This window comes from Bacillus cereus group sp. RP37 (assembly GCF_040459695.1).
In the GTDB taxonomy this organism is placed as follows: domain Bacteria; phylum Bacillota; class Bacilli; order Bacillales; family Bacillaceae_G; genus Bacillus_A.
Map to the genome: position 1 here is coordinate 265,289 of NZ_JARVHP010000001.1, position 24,219 is coordinate 289,507.

Here is a 24,219-nt window from a genome sequence, read left to right on the forward strand (position 1 = left end):
AAATAATATGTTGAAATTAGGGCAAGTATATGGTTTGACTTGCTAATAAAAAAACTATCTCTATAATTGAGATAGTTTTTTTCGATTAGAAGCGCGTTTCCTTTAATATTGCTTGTACATACGGATCACGTAATATTTGTTCGATCATTGGCAACATATTTTGTTCGAATGGAATGTCGATAGGAAATGGCTTTTGTGAGCCAGGTTTGATTCCATATTGGACAATTTTGTAATGAGTATTTTCTTCAGAGCTGAGTACAATTAATTTATATCGATTGTCATCGCCAGTGAGTGAAAAATCAATGGAAGTAGCGTCGTATGTTACTTCATCCTTATATATATACGGTTTTGGTGTACCGATCCAATCTACTTTTGCTTGTACATTCATGGACATAACCTCCTTATAGCTATTATAAAAAAATAAAAGCCAGCTCTCAATAAAGAGAACTGGCTTTAGCAGTCATTGGTTATTTTAAAATTTTCACTTTAACAGTTTTGCGACCCCATTTTTGAGCAGCACTATCTGATCCAAGTAGAATGTCGATACGGTTACCTTTAATTGCACCGCCAGTATCTCCAGCGATAGCTTCTCCGTAACCTTCTACCCATACTTTAGATCCTAATGGGATTACTTTCGGGTCAACAGCGATCATTTTCATGTTTGGGTTCGCTGTTAAGTCATGACCCATTGCAGTTAATACACGGCCGCCATATGTGCCACCGTTTTCGCTCGGATGAGCTGTATATGCTGTAGCTACAACTGTTAACTCACGACCATTAGAAGGTTCGCTAGTTTCAGCAGCTTTCACAGCAGGCTTAGCAGCTGGTTTTGCTTGTGCTGCAGGTGCTTTAGCTGGTGCTACAGTTTTAGCAGGAGCAGGTTGTTCTTGTTTCTCAATAACAGGCGCTGTACCTGTTAAGAAAGGAACGTGAACATAAGCTGTTTTCCCGTTATATTCAAATTGTAACCACTCATTTTGTACTTGGTTCGTTGTTTCGATCATATCGTCTTTCTTTAACGTTCCAAGAATTTCTGAGTTTGTGTTCGCTTCAGCACGTACGTTTAATACGTTAGCTGTTACGTAGTAGATGCTTTTTGTGAACTCTGCACTTACGAATGTGTCTTTACCATCTAAAGTGATTTTTGACCATCCGTTCTCTGTATTTTGAACATCTATTTTATTACCGTTTAGTAATTTACCGACAACTTTTGATTCAGTAGTAGGGTTTTCGCGCACATTTAGTACGTCTGTTGTTACAACAGTTTCTGCATTAGCAGAAGATGTGAAAATCCCAAGACCAAAAACTGCTGCTGTTGCTATTCCAATTAATTTTTTCATGATAGCCTCCATTGCGTTTGTTTTCGTGTCCTCATTATAGCAACAGATTTTTTCGGATTTCGGGAAAACACACAATTACAAACCATTCGTAATCAGTCGTTAACATCCTGTAATATAACAAAAAATATAGGAAAGCGTTTTTCATTCTATGTGATTAGTAGGTTTCTACTTATATTCAAAATATTTAATACAACATATTTTTTTCGGCGTAAATAAAAATATTACAGGAGTGTTACATGATGATTACTATACAGTTACATTCCTTGAGTATTTTACCGTTTTATGGGTAATATAGTTATATAAACATAAACATTTTGTTTGTGAAACTATAAACACGTGCTATATACTAGCAAAAAAACCGCATAATTGTTACAAAAAGAAAGGGTTGTAAGGAAGAAATTTGCCCTTTTTTACATCTGTAACACATCCTTTTTTGGGAAAACACATTCCCATCCGCATTTTTCTCGCATAATTTGACAGCAGTATTTCGATCTTGTAGCTCTTGCAGAGTGAAAAGGTTATACGGAAGGTAAGGCTGTCCATAAGAATTCAAATTGGTGAAGGTGAAAGTAAGAAAATCACCGTAAAAATCATAGTTTTCTATCCGATTTTACATATCGGAATTTATGTTATTTATAAAAGTAAACCTACGAAGGGGGATTTGATGAGGAAACTAACGAAAACATTTATTATCTCATTAACATTATGTATTGCATTCACAATTTGGGGGATTATTCCCGAATCTATTATTGGAAAAGGTAGCTTAGGAAATGTAACAACCGCAATTCAAACTGCGTTGGTTAGTAAGTTTGGATGGTTCTATATTATTTCTGTTTCTATTATTTTAGGTGTGTCTATCTTTTTAATTGTTTCGAAATACGGTTCTATTCGTTTAGGTAAAGATGATGACGAACCTGATTATAGTTATATGACATGGTTTGCTATGCTATTTAGCGCTGGTATGGGTATCGGCTTAGTCTTTTGGGGTGTTGCCGAACCATTAAACCATTTGTACGCACCTCCGTTTGGAGAAGGTGCAACTGAGGAAAGTGCGCGACTTGCACTACGTTTTTCATTTTTCCATTGGGGATTACATCCTTGGGGACTATATGCGTTTGTAGCGTTATGTATTGCTTACTTTACTTTTAGAAAAGGAAAAGCAAGTACAATCAGTGCGACAGTAGGTCCGTTGTTTAAAGGCGGGGAACATGGGCGTATTGCTCGTTCATTTGATGTGTTAGCTGTTTTCGCGACGGTGTTTGGCGTTGCGACATCATTAGGTCTTGGTGCGAAACAAATTGCAGGTGGTGTTAGTTATTTAACATCTATCCCGAATTCATTAACGACACAGTTAGTTATTATTGCAATCGTAACCGTTCTTTTCATGTTATCTGCGCAGACAGGTCTTGATAAAGGAATAAAATATTTAAGTAATACGAACATTATTTTGGCATTTGCACTTATGATAATTGTATTATTTGCAGGTCCAACAAACTTTATTATGAATTACTTCACTTCAACGATTGGTTCTTATATTCAGGAATTACCAAGTATGAGTTTCCGTTTAAGTCCATTAGATGAAGGCGGAAATCAATGGATTCAATCATGGACCATTTTCTATTGGGCATGGTGGATTGCATGGTCACCATTCGTAGGTACATTTATTGCGCGTGTTTCACGAGGGCGTACGATTCGTGAGTTTGTTATTGGTGTGTTACTCGTACCAACCGTAATTGGTGCACTTTGGTTCTCCGTTTTCGGCGGGACAGGTATTCATATGGAGCTGTTTGGTAATGCGCATATTTTCGACAAAGTGAAAGAAATGGGAACAGAAGTAGGATTATTTGCTATGTTCGATCAGATGGGCAGCTTTGGATCAGCTTTATCGGTTTTAGGTATTTTACTTATTGCAACATTCTTTATTACATCTGCAGATTCTGCAACATTTGTTTTAGGGATGTTAACGACACATGGTAGTTTAAATCCACCAAACCGTATTAAAATGATTTGGGGTATCGTTCTAGCCGCGATAGCTTCTACCTTATTATATATCGGCGGATTAGAAGCATTGCAAACGGCAGCTATCATTGCGGCATTCCCATTCGTCTTCGTTATTTTCTTTATGATGGCAGCATTGTTTAAAGAGTTACAAAAAGAAGGACGTATGAAGCATCATAAATAATAGAAGGAAAAGAGCTGATTTCATATCAGCTCTTTTTTATATAGAAGGGATTTGAACTGCAAGTAAGGGAAATAAAATACTTAACTATATAAGTAGTATGCCTTTTATATGAAGAAAAAACGATGTATTTCGACAATATTCGATATTCTACAAATTCTATTCATATTTTTGACAAAAAATTGTCGGAAATGTGTTGTCACGTTTATGTATATGTGCTATATTATTTCCTGTAAGCGATTTCAAATAGTTTTAAAGCGCATTCAAGGGGGACATCAAGAATAATGAAACGTTACGAAAGAAAGTGGAAGCATATTTGTTTGAAACGTGTGGCACATCGTAGTGTCCAAGAAAGCACGGAACCTAAGACTGAAACGCGCAAAGAACAGCAAGAGAAGCAATTGGTTCTACAAAAATAGCAATCACTTTTTCGTATATAAATGAAGGTCGATCGTTCGTTGGGGGATGGACGTGAAATTACTTTCAGCTAAGGGGTATTGTCTGATATATAATTTATACGGCAATAAATCAGCACAGAGCTTACGGCGCTCTGTGCTGATTTTTATTTTGTAAATAAAAATCAGTGGGAGGACCCCCACTGATTAAAGTTTTACTTTTCTTTTTTGAATCGAACTGTTTTATCCCAGCCAATGACTTGTTTCTTGCTCTTTGCACGCAAGTATAAAATTAAGCTACGAATGAATAAGTACGTAAAGAGCTGTGCGTACGTAAAGTACATGATAACACTAATAAAAATATTAGTTGGTGTAAAGGTTCGTTCCACACTCTGGGCACTAAATAATTGAGAAACATATGTAATATATGCGACATACCACATAAATAGTAGCGGAATGCTATATTGAATTTGGAATATACCGAGTAACCCAATTACGAACCAAACGTTTGAAATGATTAAGAATAGCCAAAATACAACATACACTAAAACTTGTTGTAAGGAATGGACGAGAAGCTTTCCTTTAAAGAAACTTAATGAAGAAAACATTTTTTCTAAAATGTACAAGTTTCCTTGGAGCCAGCGTGTACGCTGCTTAATAAGGATTTTTAAATGCTCCGGTTCTTGTTCCCATGTAATAGATTCTGGAACGATTGGTAAGAGATAGCCTTTTTGTGTAATTCTTAATGTTAATTCAGCGTCTTCTGCAATTGCATAAGGGTCATAGCCGCCAAGTTCTTCTAATGCAGAGCGACGAAGAAGCATGTTTGTTCCTGTCAGTGAACCTGTTTGGAATAATAACCAGCGTCCGGATTGCATAAGGAGCTGGAAGATTTGAAATTCTAAGGAAATCATTCGTGTTAGCCAGTTTCTGTTTTCATTTACAGTACGAACGTGACCAACAGCTCCAACAGCATCCTCAGTTGTTTCAGCGTGTTCTACAAGCATTCGCAGTGCATCTGGTTCAGGCTGATTATCTGCATCATACACACAGAAGTATTCACCATCTGAAATACTCAGACCATAGTTTAGTACACGCGATTTTCCTTTTGGTTCACCCGCCGGAACACGAATGTGACGAATATGAGCATAAGCTTTGTCAAAATCGTCACCGATTTCAGGTGTCTCATCATGAGAGTTATCGTTTAATAAATAAACGGTTAGTTTACCTGGATATTCAATCTTCGCCATCGCTTCCAAAGTATCTTTAATAACGACGCCTTCATTGTGGGCAGGTATTAAAATGTCGACGCTTGGATAATGTTCTAGCGTACGATCTTTTCGTTTCCTATTTCGGTGAACTAAACCTGCGAGTGTTAAGAAAGAATAGTAGACGAGTAAGCCAGAGAACAGAAAGGCTGTAAAAATAAGTACATATTTAATTGAAAATGTGATACTGATCCAAAAAACGAGTACGCAAAACAGGAGGAATAAAAGAAGTATAACGAGTGTCATCATAATACTGTCGGTCCTTTTGTAGCGATTTGTTCTCGTTGAATCTTAATGTCTTGAATTGCCTCAGCTGCAAGCCATTTTTCCATTTTGGGCTGTAGACGGTTCATTACAATATCGGCACCAGCTTCATTTGTATTTTGTAATAAAATGACTAATGTGTTGTTATCATATTCAGCAACAAGATCAAAGTCAGCTCTTACCGTTTCAACTAATAATGAAGCTACACGGTCCATAACACTTTCCTTCGTATATTTACTAAAGGAAGTGAAGTCAAAATAAATTATAACGCCTGTTTCATTACGACGATTCATTGCATTTATTAATAATGCTTGTCGTCTTTCGAATTCTTGTCTTGTTAATAATTTTGATTCTCCAATGTATTGTTCTAACGTTCTCACACGTTCGGTTAATTCTTTATTTTCATGAATAACCTTCTTTAATAAATGAGTTGAGATATATACGATGAAGAAGTTTGCTGCCATTAGGAAGTGAGTAATAATGTATTGCCATTGTTCTGATGTGCTCCATAAGTAAAGCCATGCTTGGTAGAATAGGTAGAACACCGAAACAATAGTTCCTAATATGAAGAGAACAAATGCAGTCTTATCAGGCAAAAATAGAAATAGTACATTAACCATTACATATATAATTGTAAAAATGAGAGCATGCTCATATTGCGTTACATGTACAGTTGTAAAATAAAATAAAATTTGTAAAACCCACATAGAGAGGACTTTATAGAAGTTATCTTTCACAAAACTTTCCTCCTTAAAGATAATTCATGCAAGGATACTTGTAGTATGCGCAATTATTAAGAAATAGACCGGATGACTAGATTCTTTTTGAGAGAGCAACAATAAGTAGTATCCCTCTTTGGTAAGAAAAAATAAACAGACTTACTAATTATTGTATCATAATGTTCTTATATTTCGGCATAAAGTATTTAATATATACAAAAAAGTAAACATAATAATAAAAAGTCCCCTCTTTAGAAAGAGGAGACTTTACATCATTTTATAGGAACATCATACCTGCAACTGCTGCATTTAAGAAGTTCGCTAATGTACCAGCGATAACTGCTTTAATCCCTAACTGTGCAATTTGTTTACGGCGAGTAGGAGCTAGTGTTCCTGTTACACCTAACTGAATTGCGATAGAAGAGAAGTTTGCGAATCCACAGATTGCGAATGTTAAAATTAAATTTGTTTTTGCAGAGAACTCTGCCATGTGTGGTCCTAAGTTTGCGTATGCAACGAATTCGTTGATTGCAAGTTTTTGACCGATAAAGCTTGCTGCTTGTATAGCTTCACCAGGAGAAACCCCGATTAAGATTGCAAATGGTGATAGTAAGTAACCGAAGATTAAATCAAGGCTAAGTTTAATATCGAACCAAGAACCAACCCAACCTAATAAGCCATTTAATAGAGCGATTAATGCGATGAAAGCCATTAACATTGCTGCTACGTTAATTACAAGTTGCATACCTTCAGATGCACCACGTGCCGCTGCGTCAATAACGTTTGCGTCTTCACGTTCTGTAGAAAGTTCAACGTTATTATCTACTTTTTCTGTTTCAGGCATAATTAGTTTCGCAATTAATAAACTTGATGGAGCTGCCATAATTGCTGCTGCTAATAAGTGTTCTAACGGAATACCCATTGCTGCATAACCGACAAGAACTGACCCGGCAACCGCTGTCATACCGCTTACCATAATAGTGAAGAATTCACTATTTGTTAAACGTGCTAAGTAAGGTTTGATTAAGATTGGAGCTTCAGTTTGTCCTAAAAATACAGTTGTTACTGAGTTTAAACTTTCAGCTTTAGAAGTTCCAAGAAGTTTACTTAATGCGCCACCAACGACACTAACAAACTTCTGCATAATACCGAAATGATATAAGATTGCTACTAATGAACTAATAAATACAATTGGAAGTAGTGCTTGAATGAAGAAAACAAATCCCCAAGGGCCTTTTGCGTTGACTAAATCCCCAGCAACGAACTTAATTCCCTCGTAAGAAAAATTAATTAATCCTTGAACGCCATCTGCAGCGTGTTTTAAACCTGCTTTTCCGGCATCCCATCGTAATACGATAAATGAAAATGACATTTGTAATGCTAGCGCGATTAAAATCGTGCGCCAATTAATAGCTTTGCGGTTGGAAGATAGTAAGAAAGCAATTGCTAATACTCCAATCACGCCGCCAATTCCCCATAAAAGATTCATGCAGTGTATGCTCCTTCCTCATAGTAAAAAAGTGTATAAACCAGTTGTCTATACTTTTGCGAATATAACATCTTAAGTAACTTATCATAATGGACATCGGAGGTCAAACGTCTAACGAAAAGTTTAAATAAAAAGAAAATTCTTTGAAAAAACACATATAAAATAAATACACATGAAATAGGTTATGTTTTTTATGTAAATATATACATTGTGATAACGTTATGGATTGTTTTTGTAGAATATGGTGTATGAAATAGGGAAATAGATACATTATTTTTTCGGGGATATAGGTGACAAATACTAAAAAAAGCCTTCTAGTAATCTAGAAGGCTCTAAAAATATAACTTAAGGTGCTTTCGTATAACCTAAGAAGTGTTTACTCCAATAAGAATTGCTTAATGAAGCGATTGCGACACCTTTATCTCCAGCTTGGATAAATGATCCGCCACCAAGGTAAATACCCATATGAGAAGGACCAGCTTTATAAGTGTCTTTGAAGTAAATTAAGTCACCAGGTTGTGGACTTGAAGTTTGTGGTAAGCTGCTCCAATATCCTGCAACACTTTGACGACTAATGTTATGACCAAATTTCTTAAATACGTGGTAGATGTAACCACTGCAGTCAACACCAGTAGCAGAAGTTCCGCCCCAAACGTACGGTACGCCTTGCATTCCTTTTGCATATGCAAGTATGGAAGAACTGTCGCCACTAGTATTACCTGTATTATTGTTTTGATTGTTTTGATTGTTTTGATTGTTTTGATTGTTATTTTGGTTGTTGTTAGGCTTATTATCTACTGCGCCACCAACTGGTGTTTTAGAAAGGTAACGTGTTCCGATGTAACCAGTTTGACCGTTATAGTTAATTTTGCTCCATCCAGAGTTTTCAGAGATTACTTGAACCTTCTGTCCTTGTGGAAGTGCGCCTATGATTCTATAATTTGTACCTTCGCCGCTACGTACGTTTAATGCAGAAGCGTTAATATAGTAGTCACCAATTGCACCTTGATCAGGTTGTTTTGGTTGCTCAGGTTGCTTCGGTTGTTCAGGAGTAGCAGTGCCACCTTTAACGAACTTAACAAATTCGCTACTAACGAAGCCTGTTTTTCCTTGATAGTTTACTTTAAACCAACCGTTTTCAGATCCAACTACGTTTAATGTAGTACCATTTAACACGCCACCAATTACACTATGGTAAGCAGCAGGACCTGTACGAACGCGTAGAGATGTTGCGTTAACAACGTAAGTACCACCAGTTTGAACGGTTACATTATTATTTTGTTCTTGTTTGTTATCTTGGTTGTTACCTTGTGTAACGTTGTCGCTAGAACCGCCTTTTGTTACGTAGTCTTTGCTTACGTAAGCTGTTTGTCCTGCATAATTGATTTTGAACCAATCTTGAACTTCGCCAACAACTTGTACTACTTGTCCTTTTGTAACAGAAGCTACAGTTGTATGAGAAGTGCTAGGACCTGTACGAACACGAAGGGAAGATACATTTACTGTATAGTTTCCGCTTGCTGGTTTTACAGATTCTTGGTTGTTATTATTTGTATTATTGTTTGAAGAACCTGCGTTAGAAGAAACACCAGATACGAATTCGCTACTTACATAGCCAACTTGTCCATTATGGTTGATTTTCACCCAACCATTTTCTTGACCAATTACGTTTAAAGCTTGTCCTTCATATACACGTCCTGAAACAGAACTAGAAGTGTTAGGAGCTGTACGAACACGTAATACATCAGCGGTAACTTTATTGTTTCCACCTGTGCTTACAGTGTTATTTGTTTTTGCACCATTTTTTGATACAAATTCGCCACTAACAAATCCTGTTTGTCCATTAATGTTAATTTTGAACCAACCATTTTCTTCGCCAATCACGTTTAGTGATTGACCGTTATAAACACGCGAGATGATTTCGTGAGAAGTACTTGATCCTGCACGAACATGTAATACGCTAGTGTTTACCGTATAAGATGAGCTGTTTGATGCGGAAGCTTGGACAGTTGTAGCAGCTTTTTGTGTATTTTGTTCAGGGGCAGCTTGAACACTATCAAGTGTAGGTGCTGCTCCTCCTGCTACAGACACTGCCGCAAGACCGGCAAGGTATTTTTTCATAATTTGTCGATTCCTTTCTGTCTGTAATGTAGTGAAGAAATATTTACCAACTGTTAAAAATTCTAAAGAGCATGTCGATTACTGTCAAGACTTATGCGGTAATCTGAATATGACAAAAAGATTACAAAAAAAAATCAAGGCATAAATCTATACCTTGATTTCCATTTAAATACATATATTGAATGCAGAAAGGATAGAAATTATACGTGTTTAAGAAGATGACATATTGGATTGTAACAAGCTTTGAGAAAATGATCTTTGTAGCATTTTTGTGATAGGGCCAACTTGACCATCTTGAATTGCAGTTCCATCAAGGTGAGTCATCGGCAAAATTTCAATCGTCGTTCCTGTAAAGAAGCATTCATCTGCTTGATAAACATCACGAATGCTGAAAAGTTCTTCTTGTACCGGAATGCGAAGGGTTTTCGCTAAAGAAAGGACATATTGACGAATGATTCCATTTAAAATAAGGTGATTGGCTGGATGTGTATAGAGAGTTCCATTTTTTATGAGAAAGAAATTAGAACAGCTGCCCTCAGTTACGGTACCATTTCGTACGAAAAGGGCCTCTTTACAACCTTTGCGTTCAGCTTTCGTAGCAGCTAATACATTGGGTAATAAATTTAATGATTTGATATCACAGCGTAGCCAGCGTGTATCTGGTTCTGATATAGCACGTACACCGTATTCAATCCATAACGCTGGTCTTTCTTTCTTCGTAATATAGGCATAGATTGTCGGAGGGACGTCATATGAGAATGTATGGGTACGAGCTTGTACACCGCGAGATACTTGCAAATAAATCGTTCCATCCTCGTGGAAATTATTATTTTCGATTAGTTTATAGAGTAGGATAATCAGTTCTGCTTTTGAGAAAGGGAGTGTTAATTCTATTTCTTCCATGGAGCGATATAATCTTGTGATATGCGGATCTAATAAGTGAAAGTTCCCTTTATATAGGCGAATAACCTCATAGACACCATCTCCAAACTGTAAGCCTCTTTCTTCAGGTTCTATGTACGTTTTTTGTTTCGTTGTATCAATAACTGCATCATTCCAAAGTACAAATCTTTCATATGCCAATTTACGTCCCATCCTTTCGTAAGTACATAAGTGAAACTTTAATTCGTTCAGAATAAAAACCACTACAGTAATTTTTATGTGAGTCATGCTTTACATATGACGTCTATGTATTTGCAAAGTGTAGAGAAGTAGTAGTGATTTACCCCGTATTAGCGGGCAGTAATACTCCCACTTAAAAATTCAGCTGGGGCAAAGAAGTGAAGCAGGCGAATAACTGCCCGTAAATGCCCGATTGGTGAGGGCTGATAATCAGTGGGGTGAACACCCCCCACTGATTAAAGTTTCACTTTACAGCATTTTGTATATACAAATTCGAAAATAAGAAATAAGAATGTTGCTTTTAAATAAAAAAAAGCAACATTCTTATGGAATGCTGCACAAGGAGGGTAGCTATCTTTCATAGGGACATCGTCTTATTGAATGTTTTGTGTATGGAAACAAAACATATTGAAAGACAATTATAAGAAAGTAGAAATAAACGATTCACACATTTCTTTAAGGGATCTTAGTAAAGATGAGAGATAAGAAATATATAGAACCTCGTTTACATATTTTATTATAGAGATGTTTCGTTAATTCCATGTGAATATTTGGTAAAGGTTATGTAATGTTAAAGTGAATGAATATAAGTGATTATATGGAGAAATATAAAAAAAAGAGGCTGAGATTACTCAGCGCTCTTCTTTTCTTCTTTAATAGCTGTTTTTACTTCACCAGTTTTGGTCTTGTTGCTCTCAGAGAAGCGAAGTAAGTCACCTTCAATGATTTTGTCAGACATGTTCAATTCATTTTGGGCACGATCAATGAGTGGTTGAGATTCTTCTTTTGGTAATTGTACAACTTCGCCAGTTTTACGATCGTAGAATGTACTGTTCGTGTACATGTACTTATCTGTAACGAAGCTACCGTCACGAAGAACAACGAATCCTTTATTTTCTGGTGAGAATACATCATGACCGAATTGAACTTGATTTGTAGAATCTACACCAAGTAAGTTTAGAATTGTTGGTTTAATGTCAATTTCACCAGTTGGTTTTGAAATTGTTTTACCTTCTTTTTGACCTGGAACGTGAATAAACATCGGTGTTTTTTGTAAGTTCATATGGTCAAATGCAGTGATTTCTTCTTTTCCTAAGAACTGTGCCATTGCACGGTTATGGTTTTCAGAAATACCATAGTGGTCACCGTAGAATACGATAACTGAGTTGTCGTAAATACCTTCTGCTTTTAGACGCTCAATAAAGTGTTTCATTGCTTCGTCTAAATAGCGAGCAGTTACCATGTAACGGTCAAATACGCCATCACCAGAATTGTATTCATCGATTAATTTTGTGCTTTCATCATAAGTGAATGGGTAATGGTTTGTTAACGTCAGGAAGCGAGTGTAGAACGGTTGCTTCACTTCTTTTAACATATCGATAGATTGATCGAAGTATTCGATATCTTTTAATCCCCAATTTAATTTTGTTTCTGGCGTAATCTTGTAGTCAAGCTCGTTGTAGTAACGGTCATAACCAAGTGCCGGATACATAATGTTACGGTTCCAGAACGTTGCGTTGTTCGCGTGGAATACCGATGTGTGATATCCTTGCTCACGTAAAATTTCTGGAGTTGCTGTATATTCGTTATTACCGTGTGTGAAGAATACAGCACCACGGTCTAGTGGATACATTGAAGTATCTACTAAGAATTCAGCGTCAGATGTTTTTCCTTGACCAGTTTGATGGAAGAAGTTATCAAAGTAATAACTTTCTTTCGTAAATTGGTTTAAGAATGGTGTAACTTCTTGTCCGTTAACTGTTGCACCAATTAAGAATGTTTGTAATGACTCAAGAGAGACAACAATTACGTTTTTCCCTTTTGCAGTACCAAACATATTTGGATCTGGTTTGCTTTGCGTTGTTTTTACGTAGTTCTCTGTTTCTTGTAATTTACTACCGTCAGCAAATGCTTTTTGTGAACTTGATTTTGCTTGTAAGCCAAGATCATACACTTGGTGTACATATAAACCTAAGTTTTTAACAAGCATAACGCGATCGAATGAACGTGTTAATAGTTCAGGACGCTCAGCTTCTGCCAGTCCTAAGTTTGCGAAGAAAATAGCAATTGTTGACACGAAGTATAGGGAACGCATTGGGCGTGCTACACGTTCTGTCGGTGCAAAATTTTTCATCTTCTTCAATAAAATGAAGAATACGATAATATCAGCAAATGCAAGGATAATTTTGTAGTTAAACAATTCTTTTACACTAGAACCTAAACTTCCAAAGTTAGATGTTTGTCCTAGTACTGGTAAAGTAACGAAGTCATTGTAGAATCCGTAGAACATTACGTTACCAACAAGAACGATCGTTAAGACAAAATTAATTCCAAGTGCTATATAGTTACGTTTTTTCCCTTTTGCAAATAATGCAAGACCAACAAGCAGTAATGATGCTGCTAATGGGCTAAGGAATAAAATGAATTCTTGCATGAAAGATTCAAGTTTTAAATCGAAGCTTGTGCGTGTAATAAGGTACGTCTTCAGCCATAAAGCTAAAGCTACGAATACAGTGAAACGCACATTTTGAAATTGTGATTTCAAGGTTTCTTTCATTCATTTCCACCCTTTCTCTATCAGGCTTGGTCGATTTTGGAGCGAAAAATGCTAAAATAAAAAATACATAGTTTTCTTGGCCATAATTTGAGGTTCTATATTCACCCATATACGACTATAACTATGCATACCCTTTTGGTTTCTTGTGCTGCTCATAAGCATAACGTCATTTCTGTATTATACAACAAAATTCATTTCTGAGAAACACTATAACATTTTACATTTTTTGTATGAGATTTGTCACTACCAGAGAAAACTTTAACATTCGTTTATATGTCCGTCAACTAGAAAATATAAAAAAGATAGAACAGAATGTTAAGTGAAAGTGAAAATTTCTTTGGTTGAGAAATAAGAAATGACGATGGGTAAGGGGTTATATAGAAACCCATTATATGAAGGGAAGTATGTAAAAATTAACGAACACTTGTTCTTTTTTAGTTTATTTGTTACAATAAAAGTTCATTGATAGATTGTGTGTAATTTTGATGAACTTTTACTGATAACATATTGTAGCTTATTTCTTTTTAAAAATAGGGAGGCTTTCACATGGAACAAAAATTTTCAGTTGAAGCGTTTTGGAAGAAAGCAAAACATGTTGCAAAGCAAGCAGGACAATCGGTCATTTATGCAAGTTTATTATTGTTTTACGTTTTGCAAAGACCTGATGTTCCAAAGCGAGTGAAAATTATTGTGATTGGAGCACTTGCTTATTTTATTGCACCAATTGATGCCATCCCAGATTTCATTGCTGGAGTTGGTTATACAGATGATTTAGGGGCGTTGACAGCCGCACTATTACAGGCATCGTTATACGTCAATGAAGAGGTGAAAGATAAGGCACGAGTGAAGTTGGCAGAGTGGTTTGGTTCGGATATAGACACATCATTTATCGATCAGAAATTAGATCAATAGGTGAGAACTGTCATATGGTGACAGGGCGAACGTAAGCGAGGAAGTGCTTTATGCCATCAGGAAGAACGCATACGAAAATAAACTTAATATCCCTTCCGGTTGTTTTGTTTATGCTCTTTTCGTATGGATTAACAAATTTTGATTTTTTATTAACTTTTGCAATTGGCTTTTTAGTAGGTACTTCATTTTTAACGCCGGATTTAGATACGTATAGTAATGCGTATAATAAATGGGGATTCCTGCGTATATTTTGGTATCCGTATAAGAAGGTCATGCCGCATCGATCCTTCTTTACACATACAATTATACTTGGTGATGTGATTCGTATTGCATACATGTTAATCGTGTTTTCTCCGTTTTTATTCCTATTAAATGTAATCGTGCTTGACGGGAATTTAATAGAAATTGCGAAGGAACATGAGGTTGAAATTGTAACGTTCATAATGGGAATTGTTGTGGCAAGCACGCTTCACATTATAGCGGATAAAGTGAATACGCGCCGCAAGAAAATGATGAGAAAAAAGAAGAAACGCAGAAGATAAAAAAACCGTCCCAAAAGGTATTTTGGGACGGTTTTTTCTTAATTAATAGGTTGATTATTCTTGTTGTATCATCGATAAAATTTCATTTATCATGTCATAGTGTCGTTTTAATCAAACGTTTGTTTAAACTTAAGCTTTCAGTACTTTAATACCTTTTACGATGTTCCAAATGAAGTAGTATAAGCTAATAATTCCGCAAATACATAAGACAATCATTGTTCCAATTCCAAGTGTTACATCTGGCTGGTCAGATCCGATACCCATAATTCCTAAAATAGTTACGCCGATGAATGTAGCGATACTTGGAATAATATGTGTCCATAGAGCACGTTTTGCATGTGGTTTTGTTTCAGCATCGCCTACAATCCAAACGATAATAGGGAATAAGATAGGGGCAAATAGTACACTAAAGTATGATAAAGCAGCTAATATTTTGTTTCCGTTCATATATATCACCTCATGAATAATGTCTGTTGTTATACTATTATTATTATGCAATAGTTTTGGCAAGCTTTCTATCGATGAACATTACAGGAACGTGACGATTTTGTAAGATTTTCTGTTAAATAATAAAATTTTCAAAAAAATCTTTTTAAATGGAAATTGTTATGGTACAGTATAAATGAAAGTTATTGAAAACGTTTTCTTAAACGTTTTTTATTTTTAGGCTGAAAGGTATGATGACCTGATAGTCTATTGATAAGGTTATTCTATTTAAAAGGGGATTCTTTAGGGGGAGAGAACAATGAACACATGGACACAAGTTTATGATCCGTTCGGAAACATTTGGATTTCGGCAGCGGTCGCACTTATTCCGATTATCTTTTTTTTCTTAGCTTTAGCAGTTTTCCGCATGAAGGGGTATGTGGCAGGATTTATTACAGTTGTACTTACAATTTTAGTGGCGTTATTCGCTTATAAAATGCCGTTCACGATGGCGATGGCAGCGACCGGATATGGTTTCTTATACGGACTATGGCCAATTGCTTGGATTATCATTATGTCGGTATTTTTATATAAAATTTCTGTGAAAACAGGTCAATTCGATGTGATTCGTGCATCTGTATTATCCATTACGAATGACCATCGTTTACTCGTTATTTTAATCGGTTTTTCATTCGGAGCATTTTTAGAAGGGGCAGCAGGATTTGGTGCACCAGTAGCCATTACGGCAGCACTTCTTGCAGGTCTTGGGTTAAATCCTTTATATGCAGCGGGTCTTTGTTTAATTGCAAATACGGCACCAGTAGCGTTCGGGGCGATGGGAATTCCGATTACAGTGGCTGGACAAGTAACAGGTATTGATCCACATAAAATCGGACAAATGGCTGGACATCAATTACCGTTTCTATCATTATTTGTTCCGTTCTTTATCGTATTTTTAATGGATGGATTGAAAGGGGTAAGACAAACATGGCCTGCGTTATTTGTAGCCGGTAGTTCATTTGCAATTACGCAGTTCATTACAGCGACGTTTTTAGGACCGGAACTCCCGGATATTACGTCAGCACTTGTAAGTTTAGTGAGTTTATCACTATTCTTAAAAGTTTGGCAGCCGAAAGAAATCTATCAATCGGGGCAAGCAAATAGTGAAGTAGCTGCGGCAACGACGGTGACATCTATGCCGAAACTAACAGTAGGAAAAGTCGTAAAAGCATGGTCTCCATTCATTATTTTAACTGTCATGGTAGTTATTTGGAGCCAAAGTTTCTTTAAAGCGTTATTTGCTCCAGGCGGCGCATTGGAAAGCCTTGTGTTTAAGTTTGAAGTTCCAGGCTTGCACAATTTAGTAATGAAAGCAGAACCAATTGTAAATAAACCGACGCCTTACGAGGCAATTTTGAAATTCGATGTATTATCAGCAACGGGAACAGCAATCTTAATTGCTTGTGTCATTTCTATCTTTATTTTAAAAATGAGTGCAAAAGATGCAGTAGCGACTTTTAAAGAAACGCTAAATGAGCTTAAGATGCCAATTCTATCTATTGGATTCGTATTAGGGTTCGCATTTATCGCAAACTATTCTGGTTTATCATCTACATTAGCGTTAGCGCTTGCTGGAACTGGTGGACTATTCCCGTTTTTCTCACCATTCTTGGGGTGGATTGGGGTGTTCTTAACAGGATCTGATACGTCAGCGAATGCACTGTTCTCGAATTTACAAGCGATTACAGCACAGCAAGTCGGTGTATCTGAAGTACTTCTCGTTGCAGCAAATACAACGGGCGGTGTAACAGGAAAAATGATTTCTCCGCAATCGATTGCGATCGCTTGTGCGGCAGTTGGACTTGCTGGGAAAGAATCAGATCTGTTCCGATTTACATTGAAGCATAGTTTATTCTTCGTAATTATTGTTGGTATTATGACGTATGTACAGGCATATTATTTAACGTGGATGATTCCATAAACAACAAAAGAAATAAACTTTTCATTTTTCAGATTATCGTGTATGATGGGAAAGTATTGAAAATTAAATCAGTGATAAACTAGGGGTGCCTAACGTATGCGTAGGCTGAGAGAGAAGCGCGTGAACTTCTTAACCCTTTGGACCTGATCTGGCTCGTACCAGCGTAGGGAAGTTAACGGCTTTACATAATGATGCCTTTATGAGCCAGGTCCTTATTTTTTTATGGACCTGGCTCTTTTTATTTTGGCATACGCTGGCCATATCTCGTCCTTGTCACGTACAGGGGGGCAACAAAGGTTATGAAACAGTCTGTTTCAGCTGAGCAAATTGAATTGAAATCGAGTTTACCAGGAAGTAAGAAAGTGTATGTGGATGGACCACGTGCAGGTATGAAAGTGCCGATGCGCGAGATTGAACAAAGTGAAACGAACGGCATTCCGAATCCGCCAATTCGTGTATATGATACGAGCGGTCCTTATACAGATCCTGCGTATAAAGTGGAGCTAGAAAAAGGAATTCCAACGCCGCGCCACTCTTGGATCCTAGAGCGCGGAGATGTAGAAGCGTACGAAGGGCGCGAAGTGAAACCAGAGGATGACGGTGTGAAGGTGGCTTCGAAACATACACCTGTTTTTCCGCAAATGGATCGCAAACCGCTTAGAGCGAAGCAAGGTGCAAATGTTACGCAAATGCATTATGCGCGTAATGGCATCATTACGTCTGAGATGGAATATGTTGCGATTCGTGAAGGAGTAGAGCCTGAGTTTGTTCGCAAGGAAATTGCGGAAGGCCGTGCGATTTTGCCAGCGAATATTAACCATCCGGAAGCAGAACCGATGATTATCGGACGTAACTTCCACGTGAAGGTCAATGCAAATATCGGAAACTCTGCTGTATCGTCTTCTATTGCAGAAGAAGTGGAGAAGATGACTTGGGCAACTCGCTGGGGTGCAGATACGATTATGGATTTATCTACAGGTAAAAATATTCATACGACACGTGAGTGGATTATTCGTAACGCGCCTGTACCAGTTGGGACTGTACCGATCTATCAAGCGCTGGAAAAAGTAAACGGAATTGCAGAAGATTTAACGTGGGAAGTGTATCGTGATACGTTAATTGAGCAAGCGGAGCAAGGCGTTGATTACTTTACAATTCACGCTGGCGTATTACTTCGTTACATTCCGATTACTGCAAAGCGTACGACAGGTATCGTTTCACGCGGTGGTTCAATTATGGCACAGTGGTGTTTATTCCATCATAAAGAAAACTTCTTATACACTCATTTTGAAGAGATATGTGAAATTATGAAGCAGTATGACGTTTCGTTCTCTCTTGGAGATGGATTACGTCCAGGTTCGATTGCAGATGCAAATGACGAAGCGCAATTCTCTGAGCTTGAAACACTTGGTGAATTAACGAAAATTGCTTGGAAACATGATGTGCAAGTGATGATTGAAGGACCTGGGCATGTACCGATGCATTTAATTAAAGAGAATATGGAGAAAGAGCTTGATATTTGTCAGGGCGCGCCGTTCTATACACTGGGACCGTTAACGACAGATATTGCACCAGGTTATGACCATATTACATCAGCGATTGGAGCTGCGATGATTGGCTGGTTTGGAACGGCGATGCTTTGTTATGTGACGCCGAAAGAACATTTAGGTTTACCCAATAAAGATGATGTTCGTACGGGGGTTATTACGTACAAAATCGCTGCGCATGCAGCTGATCTTGCGAAAGGGCACAAAACGGCTCATCAGCGTGATGATGCACTTTCAAAAGCTCGCTTTGAATTCCGTTGGCGCGATCAATTTAATTTATCTTTAGATCCTGAACGTGCGATGGAATATCACGATGAAACATTACCAGCAGAAGGCGCGAAAACGGCTCATTTCTGTTCCATGTGTGGACCGAAGTTTTGTAGTATGAGAATTTCACATGACATTCGTGACTATGCGAAAGAAAATGATTTAGAAACGACAGAAGCAATTGAAAAAGGGATGAAAGAGAAAGCGAAAGAATTTAAAGACACTGGTAGTCATTTATACCAATAACACGTTACACCTCTTTACTTGATTGATCACACTGTAGTACCTAATTTAAATATAGAAGAAGCCCCTTTGCTAAGACGGTAGCAAAAGGGGCTTCTGTCGTTTATCCCGCATTAATGGGCAGTAAGACCCCCACCTCAAAATTCAGTGAAAGCACAGAAGTTAGGTGGGGGATCAACTGCCCATAAAAGCCCGATTGGTTCAACTAATAATCAGTGGGGATGAAGAAAACCCCCACTGATTAAAGTTTCACTTTATAAGGCGAAGAAGAGGTGTACCCAGTAGTATAAGAGGAATAATGTGACGACTGTTGTGAGAGGAATGACGATAAGAGATACGCTTAAATAGTCTTTCCATTTTACTTTAATCTTGTTTTGTTTCAGGATATACATCCAAATGAGAGAAGCTAGCGTACCGATTGGTAGTAATAGTGAACCGATGTCACTACCAATAATGTTTGCGAGGTAGATAGTTTTTAATGTGACTGGGTCTAGTCCCATTTCTGTTAATGTGATTGTACCAATCATAAGTGCAGGATGGTTATTGAAGACGTTAGAGAGGAGAGAAACGAGTCCGCCCATTGCAAAGCTAGCGTAGAGTAGATGTTGACTTACAACTGGTTCAAGCCAATTTACAAGCGCCGCTGTTAACCCTGCGTTGTGAAGTCCGTAAATAATGACGTACATAGAGAATGCGAAAATTAAAATGTGCCACGGTGTCTTTTTCAAAATGTCGACAGGATTCGTTCGTAAGTAGTACCATCTCCAGATGAGAAGAACGAGTGAACCGAGTACAGCAACAATTTCGATTGGGATGGATAAGAAGGATGCAACGAATAGAAGACAGCGCATAAGGAAGACGAAGCCTAATACTTTTAACATAAATTTTGTACGTTTTTGTTTCGTATCAACAGAATTTTTCCCTTTTAACGGATGAAAGTTTTTTGTGAAAAAAATTTCTTCGATATCATATGAAGAAACAGGTAATTTTTTCGGAAGTTTTTTCTTTAAAACTGTATACATGAGCCATGACATAAACAATAATCCTAATGTTGCAGGTACAAACATCATAGCAGTATGCATATAAAGAGTCATATGGACGATGTTTAATGCAATTAAGTTTACGATATTACTTACACCGATTGGTGCACTAGATGCAGTAGCGATTAAAGCACCACTTAATAAATAAGGAATTTGTTGGTGAGGTTTTAATTGAAGATTTTTTAGAAGAAGAATTAAAATCGGAGTTGTAATTAAAATACTACCGTCGTTATTGAATAAAAGAGTCATAAGAAAACATAGTAATTGAATATACCAGTATAGGCGGTGGCCGGAACCTTTCGCTAAATTTGCGAGTTTTGCTGCAGCCCAATGGAAGAAGCCGAAGCTTTCTAATATAACCGCCATAACGATGGTCGCTAATATTGTTATCGAGGCACCGCCAATTTTACTGATAATGTCCATGACGTCTGGTTTTGATACAAGTCCAGTAATCAGGATAATGCCAGCGCCAATTGCTGCTGGCCACGCCTCATTTAAGCCACGGGGTCGCCAAAAGATAACAATCATCGTTAAGAAGAATACAATAATAGTAATCCATATTTCAATGCTCATATTTTGCCTACCTTTCTATTTCCCTTGAACAAATGTAGCTTGTCTCAAGTTTATATTGATAGTATATTCAGCAAAAAATAAGAAGAACTAGACGTATAATGGAATGAAGCGAATATGTGTTTTTCAAGCTAAAGGACAAGTGTCCCTAATAGTGAAATAACTATCGTGAGATGAGTCTATAAATTGTGGGGGCAGTAAGATAGTAAATGAAATTTATCCCGCTATTTGCCGGGCGGTAAGACCCCCACTGATTAAAGTTTCACTTTATATCAGCAATTATTGAAATATATCAGCGAAACTCAAAATATATCAGCGATTTTTAAAATATATCGATTTACCGCCGAAACATGACAAAAGGAGTCCATCCCAAAATACCTTTTGGAACAGACTCCCACTATATTATTTTTCCTTCAAAAAAGTTCGATCCTTCAAGAATAAATTCCAGAAGAAAATAAATCCTGGTAATAAAATTGCAATTCCAATTGCGTATAGAATAAGCAATGCATAGAATGTTTCTGTCGTTGTAAAGCTTGTAAATACAGTTACATCAGGATAAATAATATATGGTAAATGCGCGACACCATAAGCGTAACTTGCAAATGCATATTGAGCGACGACTGCTAAAACGGCAATGCGAGGGTATCCTAATGAGCCATACTTCTTGTTTGTCCACCAAAGAGAAGAGTACCCGATAACGAATAAAACGATAGAAACTGTAAACCATGGGAATTGCTTTATTAGTCCTTGCATAAGCCAGTGTGTTTCTGGATCCATTACAACGAGGGCGATAATCGCCGTAACGAGTGTTGCAGGACCAAGGATGATAGCGTTTCTTCTATAAATTCTATACGAATCTTCTGAACCTTGCTCTCTCGCAAAATCAGCAAGAAAGAGAGAGGAAAGAAATAGTTCCGAAGTTAGTCCGAAGAGCATATAACAGTAGATAACCGGGCTAGAAAGAAGTTTTCCGTACAGGAGTACTTCTTTTCCTTCAGTCATTGTAATATAAGCCCCTTCTGTAACGGGTAAAACGGTAATTAATAAGGCTGGAATTAAGAGCCCCGTAATACCTGAAATAACCCGAAGGAGGTACTGATACTTTGGCAGAGAGTAAGCAAATACCATGAATGTACTGCGAATTGCGATGAGTATTAAAATTAACATAACTGGTACGAACATCACTGTCGCAAGGGTGAAAGCAGCTTTCGGAAAGAAACCGAGAAAAGCGACAACGACAAAGACGAGAAATGTATTTGTTACTTCCCAGGTTGGTGATAAGTATCGATTGGCAAGCTTAGCAGCGAGCGTTGGATGCTTTGCGTATACCATGCCCCAAAAACCTGCTCCAAAATCGATGGACCCTAATATACTGTATACGAAAATAAGAGCCCATAAGATGATGATTGCAATACTTTCCTCATGCACGAGAATCGCCTCCTTCTTGATGTAAATCATTCTTTAACGGATGTCTCTTAAAGAATGTCCGTAGTACAAAAACTGTTAAAATGCCGAGTCCAATATATAAAATGATGAATAGAATAAATAAAGGACCGACAAAATCAGCGCGTGTAGAGGCATCGACTGTACGTTGCATACCATAAATGGTCCACGGTTGACGACCACTACAGCTGAAAATCCACCCGAATTCAATACCGAGCATCATAACTGGTCCACATGCGGCAGCTCCCCAAAGAAGCCATTTCGGTAATTCTGCTCCTTTTTTTCGATAAACAAAGTACCAATATAAGAGGGCGATTGCTGCAACTGCAAAAGTAAAGGCAGCAGTGCCGACCATTAAGTTGAATAGTGTATGTGTGTAAAATGGTGGCCATGTTTCTTGTGGGAATTCCTTTAGCCCCTTGACGACAGTGCTAGGGTCTAGTCCCACTAGTAGGCTAAGCATGTTTGGAATTTCTAGTGCATAGTTTAGTTCAAGTGTGTTAGGATCTACAACCCCGCCAATTGATAACGGTGCATGTGACGTCGTTTCGAATAAAGCTTCAGCAGATGCAAGCTTTTCAGGGGAATGTTTATGTAAGGCGATCGCTGATTCGTGTCCCGAAAGCCACATCGTAGCACCTGTAATAAATGTCACGACCAGTCCTAACAGTAGTCCCTTTTTATGATACGCCACTTCACGTTCACTTAAATTCTTCTTTAATAATTTAAATCCAGCGATAGAGGCAATGACAGCTGCTCCAGTTGCATAGGCTGTAATCACAACATGGAATGCGCTTGTGCCAAAACTCGGATTAAAGAAAGCTTTCCACGGATCAACGTTAAAAACTGATCCATCTGGACCCATTGAAAAGCCTGCGGGTGTATTCATCCATGTATTTGCGGATGTAATAAGCACGGCGGATGCCGTGGCACCAATCATGACGAAGAATAACGAAATTAATCTCATGAATGGAGGTAGTTTGTCAGCTGCATATACATAAATGGACATGAACAAAGCCTCTAAAAAGAAGGCGAAAATCTCAATTTGAAAGGGAACAGAAATAACCTGCCCAACAATTTTGGCAAAACCAGGCCAAAGAAGTGAAATTTGCACACCAACAATTGTTCCAGTTGGAATTGCTACACCGAGAAGGATGGCAAACGCCTTTGTCCATCTTTTCGCCATAATGGCGTAGTCGGAATCTTTCTTCCAGTGATAGAGTATTTCACTTATAAAAATCATTAATGAAAGCCCGACACCAAGTGTTGCAAAGATAATGTGGAATGCTAATGAAGAACCAAAAAATGCTCTTGCTAGTGTTACCGTATCCATATGTAAACTCCTCTTCTTTTTTGCCATTATTTTCTGATTGAATTGGAAGATTTATTCAAAAAAACTACCAAAAATATATATGTATTTAAAAAGTGGATATGGTAATATAATGTTTGAATATTCTAAATAGAAAGAAGTTAATATTTGATAATATTTTGTTTGTTTTTTAGTAAGGAATATTTTATAATCTTTTATGCGAACATAAGTTCTGTTTTCGAGTTGAAGAAGTTTATGTGAAATGGAGAGGATGTTTTATGTATCCTGAAGTCATTAAAAAGATGGCATTTTCAAAAGAGCATAGAGATTTATTATTGAAGCTGTATAATAAAGAGATTACGCGTCGTGAATATGATCGCCTTGTGGAATCGCTATATAGACCTTCTAAAGAGGCTTACGAGGGATAAAGTGAGGGAGACAATCTAATAGATTGTCTTTTTTTAATTGACGTATGTTCTGTTAAA

The 24,219-nt window shown here is 37.4% G+C and carries 18 protein-coding genes and 1 riboswitch; of the genes, 6 read left to right on the forward strand and 12 right to left on the reverse strand.

All coding sequences use genetic code 11. The annotated features are described in order from the left end of the window. Nucleotides 1-85: 85 nt before the first annotated feature. Both QCI44_RS01310 and QCI44_RS01315 read right to left on the reverse strand, forming a co-directional pair. The gene (locus QCI44_RS01310; RefSeq protein ID WP_088084583.1) at nt 86-388 is read right to left on the reverse strand and encodes a DUF3910 family protein; all 303 of its coding nucleotides are present in this window, start codon (nt 386-388) and stop codon (nt 86-88) included. Between the two features lie 79 nt (nt 389-467). After that, nucleotides 468-1,340, reverse strand: coding sequence for a cell wall-binding protein EntA (locus QCI44_RS01315; protein ID WP_016085532.1), 873 nt, complete (start codon nt 1,338-1,340; stop codon nt 468-470). Nucleotides 1,341-2,004: 664 nt separating this feature from the next. Here QCI44_RS01315 and opuD point away from each other — a divergent pair. Beyond that, entirely contained in the window at nt 2,005-3,522 is a 1,518-nt protein-coding gene (opuD, locus tag QCI44_RS01320) for a glycine betaine transporter OpuD (RefSeq protein WP_016085533.1), read from the forward strand. Nucleotides 3,523-4,129: 607 nt separating this feature from the next. Here the strand turns inward: opuD and QCI44_RS01325 are convergent. From QCI44_RS01325 to QCI44_RS01350, 6 genes are all read right to left on the reverse strand, one after another. Next, nucleotides 4,130-5,431 carry a glycosyltransferase family 2 protein gene (locus QCI44_RS01325; RefSeq protein WP_098591687.1) on the reverse strand — a complete coding sequence of 434 codons (1,302 nt, stop codon included), beginning with the start codon at nt 5,429-5,431 and terminating at the stop codon, nt 4,130-4,132. Then, nucleotides 5,428-6,183 (reverse strand): GGDEF domain-containing protein, encoded by a 756-nt coding sequence (locus tag QCI44_RS01330; RefSeq protein ID WP_016085535.1) that lies wholly within the window; start codon nt 6,181-6,183, stop codon nt 5,428-5,430. Before QCI44_RS01330 ends, QCI44_RS01325 begins: the two co-directional genes overlap by 4 nt. A gap of 259 nt (nt 6,184-6,442) precedes the next feature. After that, nucleotides 6,443-7,654 (reverse strand): NupC/NupG family nucleoside CNT transporter, encoded by a 1,212-nt coding sequence (locus tag QCI44_RS01335; RefSeq protein ID WP_342716365.1) that lies wholly within the window; start codon nt 7,652-7,654, stop codon nt 6,443-6,445. 345 nt (nt 7,655-7,999) lie between these two features. Beyond that, a complete protein-coding gene (locus QCI44_RS01340; RefSeq protein WP_353810977.1) occupies nt 8,000-9,775 on the reverse strand; it encodes a C40 family peptidase in 1,776 nt (591 codons plus the stop codon). Between the two features lie 210 nt (nt 9,776-9,985). Further along, nucleotides 9,986-10,870 carry a D-amino-acid transaminase gene (locus QCI44_RS01345; RefSeq protein ID WP_098591688.1) on the reverse strand — a complete coding sequence of 295 codons (885 nt, stop codon included), beginning with the start codon at nt 10,868-10,870 and terminating at the stop codon, nt 9,986-9,988. A gap of 655 nt (nt 10,871-11,525) precedes the next feature. Continuing rightward, nucleotides 11,526-13,454, reverse strand: coding sequence for an LTA synthase family protein (locus QCI44_RS01350; protein ID WP_016085539.1), 1,929 nt, complete (start codon nt 13,452-13,454; stop codon nt 11,526-11,528). A gap of 546 nt (nt 13,455-14,000) precedes the next feature. On the opposite strand from QCI44_RS01350, the gene QCI44_RS01355 reads away from it, so the two are divergent. Together QCI44_RS01355 and QCI44_RS01360 are read left to right on the forward strand one after the other, a co-directional pair. After that, a complete protein-coding gene (locus QCI44_RS01355; protein WP_098591689.1) occupies nt 14,001-14,366 on the forward strand; it encodes a YkvA family protein in 366 nt (121 codons plus the stop codon). Between the two features lie 50 nt (nt 14,367-14,416). Beyond that, a complete protein-coding gene (locus QCI44_RS01360; RefSeq protein ID WP_016085542.1) occupies nt 14,417-14,908 on the forward strand; it encodes a metal-binding protein in 492 nt (163 codons plus the stop codon). A gap of 129 nt (nt 14,909-15,037) precedes the next feature. On the opposite strand, the gene QCI44_RS01365 is transcribed toward QCI44_RS01360, so the two are convergent. Then, a complete protein-coding gene (locus QCI44_RS01365; protein ID WP_016136045.1) occupies nt 15,038-15,355 on the reverse strand; it encodes a magnetosome magnetite crystal formation protein family in 318 nt (105 codons plus the stop codon). A gap of 298 nt (nt 15,356-15,653) precedes the next feature. Between QCI44_RS01365 and lldP the strand changes: the two genes are divergently transcribed. Further along, the gene (gene lldP, locus QCI44_RS01370) at nt 15,654-17,315 is read left to right on the forward strand and encodes an L-lactate permease (protein WP_016136044.1); all 1,662 of its coding nucleotides are present in this window, start codon (nt 15,654-15,656) and stop codon (nt 17,313-17,315) included. Nucleotides 17,316-17,386: 71 nt separating this feature from the next. Beyond that, nucleotides 17,387-17,502, forward strand: a riboswitch (TPP riboswitch). Between the two features lie 112 nt (nt 17,503-17,614). Continuing rightward, the gene (gene thiC / locus QCI44_RS01375) at nt 17,615-19,375 is read left to right on the forward strand and encodes a phosphomethylpyrimidine synthase ThiC (RefSeq protein WP_016085544.1); all 1,761 of its coding nucleotides are present in this window, start codon (nt 17,615-17,617) and stop codon (nt 19,373-19,375) included. Between the two features lie 251 nt (nt 19,376-19,626). Here thiC and QCI44_RS01380 read toward each other — a convergent pair whose 3' ends face one another. The 3 genes from QCI44_RS01380 to cydA all read right to left on the reverse strand — a co-directional run bounded on the left by QCI44_RS01380 (nt 19,627) and on the right by cydA (nt 23,758). Further along, nucleotides 19,627-20,985 (reverse strand): arsenic transporter, encoded by a 1,359-nt coding sequence (locus QCI44_RS01380; protein WP_016136042.1) that lies wholly within the window; start codon nt 20,983-20,985, stop codon nt 19,627-19,629. Nucleotides 20,986-21,384: 399 nt separating this feature from the next. Continuing rightward, nucleotides 21,385-22,410 (reverse strand): cytochrome d ubiquinol oxidase subunit II, encoded by a 1,026-nt coding sequence (locus QCI44_RS01385; RefSeq protein WP_016085546.1) that lies wholly within the window; start codon nt 22,408-22,410, stop codon nt 21,385-21,387. Then, the gene (gene cydA / locus QCI44_RS01390; protein ID WP_098591691.1) at nt 22,403-23,758 is read right to left on the reverse strand and encodes a cytochrome ubiquinol oxidase subunit I; all 1,356 of its coding nucleotides are present in this window, start codon (nt 23,756-23,758) and stop codon (nt 22,403-22,405) included. Before cydA ends, QCI44_RS01385 begins: the two co-directional genes overlap by 8 nt. Before the next feature lie 254 nt (nt 23,759-24,012). On the opposite strand from cydA, the gene QCI44_RS01395 reads away from it, so the two are divergent. Beyond that, nucleotides 24,013-24,162: a hypothetical protein gene (locus QCI44_RS01395; protein WP_000283175.1), complete on the forward strand. Its 150-nt coding sequence runs from the start codon at nt 24,013-24,015 to the stop codon at nt 24,160-24,162. Nucleotides 24,163-24,219: the final 57 nt, after the last annotated feature.